The organism is Sphingorhabdus sp. (genome assembly GCF_044374345.1).
Classification (GTDB): Bacteria; Pseudomonadota; Alphaproteobacteria; order Sphingomonadales; family Sphingomonadaceae; genus Sphingorhabdus_B.
Genome location: NZ_JBILOS010000067.1, coordinates 1 through 11,328 on the forward strand (window position 1 = coordinate 1; position 11,328 = coordinate 11,328).

The window sequence follows — 11,328 nt, forward strand, 5'->3', positions numbered from 1 at the left end:
GTGCTGCATCAGCCATGTGCTTCGTTCCGTCCCCAAATACGTCCCAAATATGCGCCAAACATCATGGCAGCAGCAGTCGAACCAACTTCCTTGACCGAGACTTCGCCATGGAACAGCCACAGATACGCCGCGACCATCGCGATGGAACCCAATGCAGCGCTCGCTAGAAAAAGCACTTCCCGCGTCATTACCGGTCACACTCCCCAAACACGATGTCGAGCGCGCCCAAGATCGCGGTGGTGTCGGCAAGCATATGGCCACGGCTCATAAAATCCATTGCCTGCAAATGCGAGAATGCCGTCGGGCGGATTTTGCAACGATATGGCTTGTTGGTGCCGTCAGAGACCAAATAGACGCCGAATTCGCCCTTGGGGCTCTCGGTCGCGACATAGACGCTGCCGGCAGGGACCTTGAAGCCTTCAGTGTAGAGTTTGAAGTGATGGATCAACGCTTCCATCGACTGCTTCATTTCCGCGCGCTTTGGTGGCGAAACCTTGCGGTCGTCGCTGCAGACGGGGCCTTCGGGCATCTGCTGAAGACATTGCTTCATAATGCGAACGGATTGACGCACTTCTTCAACGCGGACCATGAACCGGTCATAGCAATCGCCGCGCGTGCCGACGGGAATGTCAAAATCCATTTTGGCATATACGTCATATGGCTGGCTCTTGCGGATATCCCATGGAATGCCCGCGCCACGGATCATTGGACCTGAAAAGCCCCATTTGATCGCGTCTTCTTTGGAAACAATCGCGATATCCACGTTACGCTGTTTGAAAATACGGTTGTCGACAACCAATGACATCGCGTCTTCAAACAGACGCGGCATACGATCATCGAGCCATTCGGCGATATCGGTCAAAAGCTTTAATGGCACATCCTGATGCACACCACCGGGGCGGAACCAAGCGGCATGCATACGCGCGCCGCTCGCCCGCTCATAAAACGCCATGCAGTCTTCGCGGATTTCGTAAAGCCACAAGGGCGGCGTCATCGCACCAACATCGATAATGTGGTGCGCGATGTTCAGCGTATGGTTTTTGATACGCGTCAATTCGGCAAACAATACACGCAGATATTGCGCGCGGATGGGCACTTCGAGATCCAGCAGCTTTTCGACCGCCAGAACATAGCTATGCTCCATCGCCATCGGCGACGCATAATCCAACCGATCAAAATAAGGCAAAGCCTGCAGATAGGTTTTATACTCGATCAGCTTTTCCGTACCGCGGTGCAACAGGCCGATATGCGGGTCTAGACGCTCGACGATTTCACCATCGAGTTCCATGACCAGACGCAGAACGCCGTGCGCGGCAGGATGCTGCGGACCAAAGTTGATCGTATAATTCTGGATGACTTCATCGCCAGTCGTCGGGGCGAGATCTTGCTGCATGCTCATGCTTTGTCTCCCGTCGCCTTTGGCTTGCGTGCTGTCCGCTTAACCGCTTCCTTGCTCGCACTTTTGTCCGCGCCCGTTGGCGCGGCGGGGGCTTCGCCGGTTTTCTCGTCGCCGGGCAGGACATAATCTGCACCTTCCCATGGCGAGAGGAAGTCGAAGTTACGGAAATCTTGTGCCAGTTGGACCGGCTCATATTTCACGCGCTTTTCTTCTTCGGAATAACGCAGCTCAACATATCCCGACAGCGGAAAATCCTTACGCTGTGGATGGCCCGAAAAACCGTAATCGGTCAAAATGCGGCGCAGATCGGAATTGCCCGAAAACAGCACGCCATACATGTCGAAGACTTCGCGCTCCAACCATCCAGCAACAGGCCAAATGCCGGTGACCGAAGGTACGGGATGATCCTCATTGGTGGCCAAATGCACGCGAATACGGTGGTTCTTGGTCAGGCTGAGCAAGCAATAGACAACTTCAAACCGTGGATCACGATCAGGCCAGTCAACGCCAGCCATTTCCATCAGCTGCTGATACGCGCATTCGTCGCGCAGCTTGATCATGCATTCGACGAGCGAATCCCGGTGGATATGCACTGCGACTTCGCCATTGGCTTCCTCAATGGATACCAAATTGGCGCCAAGCGCTTTGGTGATGGCTGCAATCGTGCCATCGGGCGTTTGAATAAGGGGCGCGGAATGGCTCACCGTTCGATTGTCCCTACGCGTCGGATTTTGCGCTGAAGCTGCATAATGCCGTACAACAATGCCTCCGCTGTTGGCGGGCATCCTGGGACATAAATGTCCACAGGGACGACACGGTCGCACCCACGCACAACGCTATAGCTATAATGATAATAGCCACCGCCATTGGCGCAGCTGCCCATGGAAATGACATATTTCGGTTCCGACATCTGGTCGTACACCTTACGCAAGGCCGGGGCCATTTTGTTGCACAAGGTGCCAGCCACAATCATAACGTCCGATTGACGCGGTGACGCGCGCGGCGCGATCCCGAAACGTTCAAAGTCATAACGCGGCATATAACCGTGGATCATTTCGACCGCACAGCACGCCAGACCAAAAGTCATTGGCCACAAAGAACCGGTGCGCGCCCAATTGAACAGGTCTTCGGTCGACGAAACGACAAAGCCCTTGTCGTTCACTTCGCTCTCAATATCCTTGAAGAACGCTGCATCGGGCGCTTGCGCGTCCGTCAGTGCAGGTGTGATTACTCCCATTCGAGTGCTCCCACTTTCCATGCGTAAATGAAGCCAATGACCAGTTCGAACAGGAACAGCATCATGGTGCCCCAACCAATCCAACCTGTTTCACCCAAGCTAACGGCCCAAGGAAACAAAAATGCGGCTTCAAGGTCGAAAATAATGAACAGAATCGCGACGAGGTAAAAGCGGACATCAAACTGGCTGCGCGAATCTTCAAATGCGGGAAAACCACATTCATATTCAGCGAGCTTTGCCTCGGTCGGTTTATGTGTGCCCGTCAGGCGCGATACGCCCATCGGCAAAAACACAAACGCTGACGACAGCGCGAGCGCGACCACCAGAAAAAGCAGAATGGGCAAATATTGCGACAAATCAGTCATATCAGACTCGCTTCCGGACCCCGTAAGTTGCGGCGCTTTTAGGCATAAGAATCTCGCCCCGCAAGGCCAAGACTCGGCATTTTTTCGGCCAATTTAGTGCTTTATTTTATCGCTCCGACCAGCAGCTTGTGCAGCTTACAATGCAAGATGTCATTTGCCGCCAAAACCTGTGCGTCCGCGATATGCGGGCTACGTCCGCGATAGTCGGTCACAAAGCCCCCTGCTTCACGCACCAGCAGGCATCCAGCAGCCGTATCCCAAGGCGACAAACCGCTTTCCCAAAAGCCGTCATAGCGTCCTGCCGCAAGCCATGCGAGATCGAGGCTGGCCGCCCCAAAACGGCGAACGCCGGCAACCGATGGACCGATGGCCGCAAAAATCTTGCCCCATTCGTCAAAGTCGCCATGCCCCTTATACGGCGTGCCTGTGGAGATAAGCGCTTCGTTCAACTGGCGACGGGCCGATACCCGAAGGCGGCGGTTGCCAAGCCAGGCGCCCTTGCCGCGCTCTGCCCAAAAGCTTTCGTCGGTGATCGGATTATAGACCAGGCCAGCGAATATATCGCCCCAGCCCGAACCGTCGGGCTTTGGATCCTGCACCGCGATCGAAATCGCAAAATGCGGAATACCGTGCAGAAAGTTGCTGGTGCCATCAAGCGGGTCGACGATGAAGCGGGGTTTGCCCTCTGCCCCTGCGATTTCGCCGCCTTCTTCCATCAAGAAGCCCCAGTCGGGACGCGCGATTTCCAGTTCACGGAAGATCGTATCTTCTGCGCGCTCGTCCGCCTTCGACACGAAGTCTGCCGGTCCCTTTTGCGAAACCTGCAGATGTTCGATTTCGCCAAAGTCCCGGCGCAATTTGCCACCCGCTTTACGGGCAGCTTTTTCCATAATGGTCAAAAGACCGGTAAGCGCTGGCATTAGTCGGCCTTCCGGACATATTCCCGTTCGTAAACGTCGACGACAATGCGTGTCCCCGCACTGATAAATGGCGGCACCATAACGCGCACGCCGTTATCCAGGATCGCTGGCTTGTAGCTTGACGACGCCGTCTGTCCTTTAACAACCGCGTCAGCCTCGACAATTGTCGCTTCGATCTGGTCTGGCAATGCAACCGACAATGCTTCGTCGTCATACATTTCCATGACAACGTCCATGCCGTCCTGAAGGAATGCCGCAGCATCACCCAACAGGTCCGTCGGAAGCGTTACCTGATCATAGGTTTCCTTATCCATGAACACCAGATTGTCGCCCTCGGCATACAAAAACTGGAAGTCTTTCTGGTCAAGACGGACCTTTTCGACGCTTTCGGCCGAACGGAAACGGATGTTGTTCTTACGACCATCGCGCAGGTTTTTAAGCTCAACCTGCATATAAGCGCCACCCTTGCCCGGCTGGGTATGCGCGGTTTTCACCACGCGCCACAGACCGTTTTCATATTCCAGAATATTACCCGGCTTGATTTCAACCGCGTTGATTTTCATGAGAGCACTCGCTTAACAGATGGAAAGAGCAGGCACGCAAATACGTGCCGTTGGACGCGGCCTTTAACGACGACAGCGCAATTAGGCAAGCAGTGCGTTGAACGCCTTTACCGCTTCGGCAGCACCTTGCGGATGGTTCCACACAGCACCGCTGACAGCAAGGAAATCCGCGCCCGCATCAATCAGCGGTTTGGCGTTGTCGGGCGTGATGCCGCCAATCGCAACGCAAGGGACCTCGGTGATAAACGCCCATTTCTGTACGGTGTCGAGTTCGGCGACATGATCGACCTCTTTGGTGGTCGTCGGGAAGAACGCGCCAAAGGCGACATAATCCGCGCCAGCCTCTGCTGCTTCCATCGCAAGATGCCGACTGTTGTGGCAGGTAACACCAATCTGCGCCTCTGGGCCAAGTGCTTCTCGGGCTTCACGAACATCGCCATCGCCCTGCCCCAAATGCACACCATCCGCCTTCAGCCGCTTGGCGAGCGCGACGCTGTCATTCACGATGAACGCAACATCATGCGCGGCGCATATGGCTTGCAATGGTTCGGCTAAGGCTGCCGCCTCATGCTGGTCCAAATCTTTTACGCGAAACTGGAAAGCCGCGACGGGCCCGGCGGACAGCGCGGATTCAAGCATTTGCGGGAAATCTCCACCAACATTGGTCGGCGAGATCAGATATAATTGGCAGGGAAATTCTTTCATGCCGCGCTCTTAGCGGGGCTTAAGGCCGGCGGCAAACATCTTGCGCATCTGCCGCCGGCCCCTCTCCAAACTTATGTCGCCGACGCGGCGTGAATTTCGTCAATTGCACCGCCGAGCGCGGCATCAAATTCTGCCGGTGTCATTTGGTGCCGCAAATCTTCCAACAAGGCGCGGGAGAAGCTGGCGATCATGCCCTTGTTTTTGGCAAGCTCTGCGCACGCCTCAGGCCGCGCAAATCCACCGGACAAGGCCACAACGCGCAGCACGCGCGGGTGGCTCACCAGCGCATCAAAAGTGCCCGCCTCAGCCGGGATCGACAGTTTCAACATCACCTTATTGTCGCCCGAAACAGTATCCAGCGCTTTCAGTATTTCGTCGCGCAGGATGACGTCACTTTGCGGACGGTCGGCGCTTTTGATGTTAATTTCGGGTTCAATGATCGGCATCAGCCCGTGGGCGAGGATTTGCTCCGCCACTTCAAATTGTTGCTGCACAATTGCGGCGATACCCGATGGCGAGGCCTTGTTAATGACAGACCGCTTTTTCGTTCCAAAAACGCCCTTTGCTTTGGCACGCGTTAGCAGCGCATCCAAATCTGGCATTGGTTTCATCATCTGAACGCCGTTAGCTTCGTCCTCAAGGCCCTTATCGACCTTCAAAAAGGGCACAACGCCGCGATCGCGCAGTGCATCTGGGACCGGCTTGCCGTCTGCTTCGCCGTCCATTGTGCGCTCAAACAAGATGGCACCCAAGACCTTATCGCCGAAAAAGCTAGGCGATGTGATGATGCGCGAACGCATGTCATGGATGAGGCCGAACATCTCTTCCTCGGTCGAATAAGCGTCTTCTTCGATGCCATAGCCGCGAAGCGCCTTCGGCGTAGAACCGCCACTTTGGTCAAGCGCAGCAATAAAGCCCGTTGCCGTCGCTACTTTTTCGAACATCTCTTGGTCGTTCATCCGCTCTTCCCTGTACCTTCACGCTGCATACGTATGCATTAGCATCCGAAAAAAACGGGGCAAGGCCCCGCATGTCTAATTTATATTCAAAGCATCAACGCCCGGAAGCGGTTTGCCTTCCATCCATTCCAAAAACGCGCCGCCAGCGGTCGAAACAAAGGAGAAATCCTCCGTCACACCAGCATGGGCGAGCGCCGCAACCGTATCGCCACCACCCGCAACCGACACCAGCGAGCCTTCCCGCGTCAGCGCCGCCGCCGTGCGGGCCAATGAGACCGTCGCCGCGTCAAATGGCTCCATTTCAAATGCGCCGAGCGGTCCGTTCCATACCAAGGTCCGGCACGTTTTCAGGACATCAGCCAGCGCCTCAACCGCCGCAGGGCCAACATCCAGGATCATCTCATCGGCCGCCACTTCATGGACATTGACCGTGCGTACGGGCGGATTTGCGCGAAATTCGACTGACGTCACGACGTCATAGGGCAAATGCACGGTACAGCCTGCGACGTCCGCCGCATCCAATATGGCGTTCGCGGTGTCGGCAAGATCATGTTCGCACAGCGACTTGCCAACGTTGATGCCACGGGCAGCAAGAAAGGTGTTCGCCATGCCGCCGCCGATGATCAGATGATCGACCTGCTTGACCAGATTGTTCAGCACGTCGAGCTTGCTCGAGACCTTGGCACCGCCAACGACGGCAGCGACGGGGTGCTCCGGCGAACCCAGCGCTGCTTCCAACGCCTTCAGTTCTGCTTCCATTGAACGACCGGCATAGGCTGGCAAAATATGGGCGAGACCTTCGGTCGACATATGCGCGCGATGTGCCGCCGAAAACGCATCATTCACGTAATAGTCGCCATTGGCAGCCACAGCGCGTGCAAGTTCCGGGTCGTTTTGCTCCTCACCTGGCCAGAACCGGGTGTTTTCAAGCAAGGCAATGTCGCCATCCGCCAATATGCCAATGGATTGCGCGACGATGTCACCCGCAATCTCAGGCACGAACATGACTTCGCGGCCAAGCACCTCTTGCAGCGCGTCCAAAACCATCGAAACCGACATTTCGCTATGCTTCGCGCCCTTCGGACGACCGAAATGGGCAAGCAATAGAACCTTGGCACCCTTATCAGCGAGTTCGCTGACCGTGGGCAACAATGCCCGCAAACGCGTTTCGTCGGTCACACGCCCGTCGGCCATGGGTACGTTCAAGTCCACGCGCACAAATACGCGCTTTCCTTTTATGTCACCAAGATCGTCGAGCGTGCGAAATGCCATGATTAAAGCAACTTTCCAATGACGCCGGCGGTATCCACCATCCGGTTGGAAAAGCCCCATTCATTGTCATACCAGCTGAGGACACGGACAAGCTTGCCATCGATGACGGCTGTTTCAAGGCTGTCGATCGTCGAGCTGGCTGGGCAGTGATTATAGTCGATCGATACCAATGGTTCGTCGGAATAAGCCAAAACGCCCTTCAAAGCGCCTTCAGACGCAGCCTTTAACAGCGCATTGACCTCTTCCTTCGTGGTATCGCGCGCAGGCGTGAAGGTCAGATCGACGATGCTGACATTGGGTGTCGGTACGCGAATGGCCGATCCATCAAGCTTACCCTTGAGTTCGGGCATTACTTCGCCAACCGCACGCGCAGCGCCCGTTGTTGTCGGAATCATTGACATCGCAGCAGCACGTGCGCGGCGCATATCTTCATGGATCTGGTCGAGGATTTTCTGGTCGTTGGTGTAGCTGTGGATCGTGGTCATCAAACCGCGCTCGATACCAATTGCATCGTTCAACACTTTCGCAAGAGGTGCAAGGCAGTTGGTGGTGCAGCTCGCGTTCGAAACGATCACATCGGCGGATGTCAAAACGTCGTGATTGACGCCGAATACCACGGTTTTGTCGACATTTTTACCAGGTGCCGAGATCAAAACGCGCTTTGCGCCCGCAGCAAGATGCTTTTCTGCGCTTGCGCGGTCGGTGAAGAAGCCGGTGCACTCCAAAGCGATATCGACGCCATTTGCGGCATGCGGCAAATTGGCGGGATCGCGTTCGGCGGTGACGTGAATGCGCTTGCCATTGACGATGATGTCATTGCCATCCGCTTCGACTGTTCCGGGGAACGGGCCGTGCACGCTATCGCGCTTGAACAATAATGCGTTCGCCTTGGCTGGCGCGAGATCATTAATCGCTACCAATTCCAGATCATGGTCATCACGCTCCAAAATCGCGCGCGCCACCAAGCGACCGATGCGGCCAAATCCGTTAATAGCTACTTTAATAGTCATACGTGCTCCAATCAGCCAAGTTTAGCGAGAATTTGCGCGGTAATCTTATCGGCAGTCAGGCCGAAATGGTCATAAAGTGCATCAATTGGGCCCGATGCACCGAAACTATCGATACCGATCCGAAGACCGTCACCGACATAACGTTCCCAGCCCATTGTCGTGCCCGCTTCGACAGATACGCGCAACGTATCCGACGGAAGAACGTCAGCCTTATAGGCAGGCGACTGAGCGTCAAAACGCTCCCAGCTGGGCATAGAGACGACGTCGGCGCCAATACCCATTTCCTCAAGCTGCTCCGCGACCGAAACAGCGATGGCGACTTCAGAACCGGTGCCGATTAGCACCACTTTGCGTTCCGCCTTTGCCGAACGGAGGCGGTAGCCGCCCTTGGCGGACATATTTTCGCTAATGTCCGTGCGCAATTGCGGCAAGTTTTGACGCGAGAGCGCCAATACCGATGGTGTATGCGCGCTTTCAATTGCGAGCGCCCAGCATTCTGCGGTTTCGATGGTATCACATGGGCGATACACGTCGAGGTTTGGAATAAGCCGCAGCGACATGATTTGTTCGATTGGCTGGTGGGTCGGACCATCTTCACCAACACCGATGGAATCATGCGTCATAACATAAGCGACGCGGGTTTCCTGAAGCGCAGACAAACGAATAGCGGCGCGGCAATAATCCGAGAAGATCAGGAACGTGCCGCCATAAGGAATGATGCCGCCATGCAGCGCCATGCCGTTCATGGCAGCGGCCATACCGAATTCACGAATGCCGTAATTGACATAGCGGCCCGAATAATCGTTTTTATCCAATGTGTTGGTCGATGTAGTTCGGGTAAAGTTTGAACCTGTCAAATCCGCTGACCCGCCGAGCAGGTTGGGCAATGCGGCAGTTGCCGCCGTGAGTGCAATTTCCGATGCCTTGCGCGTCGCAATATTCTGCGGCGCGGCGATCAGGCTTTCGAGATGCGGCTGTAACCATGCGGAATCAACCTCTCCCGCCATGGTCTTTGTGAAGGTTTCCCCGTGAGTTGACGCCGCAAGCCGCTTTGCCCACTGCGCATGCGCCTCAGCCCCCGCCTGGCCGGTTGCCCGCCACGCGTCCAAAATATCCGCAGGGATTTCAAACGCCGGATAGGGCCAGTTGATGGCAGCCCGCGTCGCGACGATTTCGTCTGCGCCCAATGGGCTACCGTGCGGCGCTTTTGTGCCTTCCTTGTTTGGCGAACCTTTGCCGATCAGTGTCCGGCAGGCAATCAAGGATGGACGATTATCTGCAAGCGCAGCATGAATTGCGCGCTCTATATCGTTGAAATCATGGCCATCGCATGCCTCAACATGCCATCCGCTTGCACGATAGCGTGCGGCAATATCTTCGCTGGTCGACAGGTCAGTCGCGCCGTCGATGGTGATGCGGTTATCGTCCCAAAAAACAATCAAACGGCCGAGACCTAAATGTCCGGCAAGCCCGATGGCTTCATGATTGATGCCTTCCATCAGGCAACCGTCGCCCGCGACGACCCATGTCCGGTGATCGACCAAATCATCGCCAAAGCGCGCATTTAGGTGCCGTTCGGCAACAGCCATGCCCACCGCCATGGCAAGGCCCTGCCCCAACGGCCCCGTTGTGCATTCCACGCCATCAATCAAAAAATTCTCAGGATGGCCAGCACATGGGCTACCCAACTGACGGAAATTTTTAATGTCTTCGATGGTCGGGCTTACGTAGCCGGTCAAATACAAGGTCGCATAAGCGAACATGGACCCATGCCCTGCAGACAGCACAAAACGGTCGCGATCGGCCCAATGTGGGGCCTTCGGATCAAATTTCAGAAACTTTGAATAGAGTACCGTTGCGACGTCAGCCATGCCCATCGGCATGCCGGGATGGCCGCTATTTGCGGCTTGTACAGCATCCATGGCCAGCGCCCGGATTGCATTGGCCATTTGCTGTTCAGTAACGGTCATGTTCTATCCCCACAAAATACTCCTGATTGGGAGCGGGAGGCGGGCGCATACAACATATGCGATACCGCCGAGTCGTTTGGTGCCAACCCTTTGCGGACGCAAGCGCGCAGCGTCAAGGGACGGGCGCGCATTTCCTGCGGGGAATCTGCCATCCATTGTGCTTTGATGCATTTGCATGACATCTTTAGTCTGTTACACCGTCTCATCAAAAGGATGTAAGCCATGGCAGATGAACGATTAATTGTTGCGATTGGCCGCATAGAACGCGCGCTTTCGCGGGTGGAAAAGCTGGCAACGGCGCCAGCGAACGCGCCTGACGCCGAACTGGCGGATCGCCATGAACGTCTCAAGCAAGAGACGCTGGACGCCATTCGCGGCATCGACCAATTATTATCAGGAGCCAATTGATGGCTGAAGTAAAACTTTCCATCGCTGGCCGCCAATATTCGGTGGCGTGCAATGACGGTGAAGAAGCGCGGTTGCTGGCCTTGGGAGCCATGGTTGATGAAAAAGCGCGGGAAGCTGGCGGCGGCTCGGCTGGAATGAATGAAACGCGCAGCCTGTTGTTTTCCGCGCTACTTCTGGCCGACCGCCTGCATGATGTGGCTAGCGGAGTGCCGGTTGCTGCGGATAATCCTCAGACAGAAGCGAAATCGTCACAAATAGCCGAAGCGCTGGAAGGCTTAGCCACCCGATTGGAAAATCTGGCACAAAAGCTTGAGAATTAACTTTAGACGCCTATATCGGTTGTGGCGGAACTGCCCGGTACGAGCTGATGAGAACATCCCTGAGGCGATTATCTATCTAAGGGAGCTGTCCCTGCCTGGGCCATTTGGGCAACCTTAAGGTCCAGATCACACGGTGCCCACCTGACGTGCTGGCGTCAGAGGATATTCCGGAAAACGACCCATGGTGGTTCCGCCAACCG

The 11,328-nt window shown here is 55.6% G+C and carries 14 protein-coding genes; 2 read left to right on the forward strand and 12 right to left on the reverse strand.

Annotation, left to right across the window (positions count from 1 at the left end):
• Positions 1–8: 8 nt before the first annotated feature.
• From ACIQ5B_RS07790 to tkt, 12 genes are all read right to left on the reverse strand, one after another.
• A complete protein-coding gene (locus tag ACIQ5B_RS07790) occupies positions 9–188 on the reverse strand; it encodes a hypothetical protein (RefSeq protein ID WP_395629388.1) in 180 nt (59 codons plus the stop codon).
• Entirely contained in the window at positions 188–1,393 is a 1,206-nt protein-coding gene (locus ACIQ5B_RS07795; protein ID WP_371930405.1) for an NADH-quinone oxidoreductase subunit D, read from the reverse strand. The genes ACIQ5B_RS07790 and ACIQ5B_RS07795 overlap by 1 nt, the downstream gene beginning before the upstream one ends.
• 2 nt (positions 1,394–1,395) lie before the next feature.
• Positions 1,396–2,103 carry an NADH-quinone oxidoreductase subunit C gene (locus ACIQ5B_RS07800; protein ID WP_397598520.1) on the reverse strand — a complete coding sequence of 236 codons (708 nt, stop codon included), beginning with the start codon at positions 2,101–2,103 and terminating at the stop codon, positions 1,396–1,398.
• A complete protein-coding gene (locus ACIQ5B_RS07805; RefSeq protein WP_183940602.1) occupies positions 2,100–2,636 on the reverse strand; it encodes an NADH-quinone oxidoreductase subunit B family protein in 537 nt (178 codons plus the stop codon). Before ACIQ5B_RS07805 ends, ACIQ5B_RS07800 begins: the two co-directional genes overlap by 4 nt.
• Entirely contained in the window at positions 2,627–3,001 is a 375-nt protein-coding gene (gene ndhC / locus ACIQ5B_RS07810) for an NADH-quinone oxidoreductase subunit A (RefSeq protein WP_295491154.1), read from the reverse strand. The genes ACIQ5B_RS07805 and ndhC overlap by 10 nt, the downstream gene beginning before the upstream one ends.
• Before the next feature lie 101 nt (positions 3,002–3,102).
• A complete protein-coding gene (locus ACIQ5B_RS07815; protein WP_397598521.1) occupies positions 3,103–3,921 on the reverse strand; it encodes an inositol monophosphatase family protein in 819 nt (272 codons plus the stop codon).
• A complete protein-coding gene (gene efp / locus ACIQ5B_RS07820) occupies positions 3,921–4,484 on the reverse strand; it encodes an elongation factor P (protein WP_183940595.1) in 564 nt (187 codons plus the stop codon). Before efp ends, ACIQ5B_RS07815 begins: the two co-directional genes overlap by 1 nt.
• Before the next feature lie 81 nt (positions 4,485–4,565).
• On the reverse strand, positions 4,566–5,189 hold the full coding sequence (gene thiE, locus ACIQ5B_RS07825; protein ID WP_397598522.1) for a thiamine phosphate synthase: 624 nt from the start codon (positions 5,187–5,189) through the stop codon (positions 4,566–4,568).
• 71 nt (positions 5,190–5,260) lie between these two features.
• Complete coding sequence (locus ACIQ5B_RS07830) at positions 5,261–6,148, reverse strand: fructose bisphosphate aldolase (protein ID WP_397598523.1); 888 nt, start codon at positions 6,146–6,148, stop codon at positions 5,261–5,263.
• Positions 6,149–6,223: 75 nt separating this feature from the next.
• The gene (locus ACIQ5B_RS07835) at positions 6,224–7,423 is read right to left on the reverse strand and encodes a phosphoglycerate kinase (protein WP_397598526.1); all 1,200 of its coding nucleotides are present in this window, start codon (positions 7,421–7,423) and stop codon (positions 6,224–6,226) included.
• A complete protein-coding gene (gap, locus tag ACIQ5B_RS07840; RefSeq protein ID WP_333569411.1) occupies positions 7,423–8,430 on the reverse strand; it encodes a type I glyceraldehyde-3-phosphate dehydrogenase in 1,008 nt (335 codons plus the stop codon). Before gap ends, ACIQ5B_RS07835 begins: the two co-directional genes overlap by 1 nt.
• 11 nt (positions 8,431–8,441) lie before the next feature.
• Positions 8,442–10,400, reverse strand: a complete 1,959-nt coding sequence (gene tkt, locus ACIQ5B_RS07845; RefSeq protein ID WP_397598524.1) for a transketolase — start codon at positions 10,398–10,400, stop codon at positions 8,442–8,444.
• A gap of 222 nt (positions 10,401–10,622) precedes the next feature.
• Here tkt and ACIQ5B_RS07850 point away from each other — a divergent pair, with 222 nt between their 5' ends.
• The gene (locus tag ACIQ5B_RS07850) at positions 10,623–10,808 is read left to right on the forward strand and encodes a hypothetical protein (RefSeq protein ID WP_397598525.1); all 186 of its coding nucleotides are present in this window, start codon (positions 10,623–10,625) and stop codon (positions 10,806–10,808) included.
• Positions 10,808–11,128, forward strand: coding sequence for a cell division protein ZapA (locus ACIQ5B_RS07855; protein ID WP_395629419.1), 321 nt, complete (start codon positions 10,808–10,810; stop codon positions 11,126–11,128). Before ACIQ5B_RS07850 ends, ACIQ5B_RS07855 begins: the two co-directional genes overlap by 1 nt.
• The last annotated feature ends 200 nt before the right edge of the window (positions 11,129–11,328 follow it).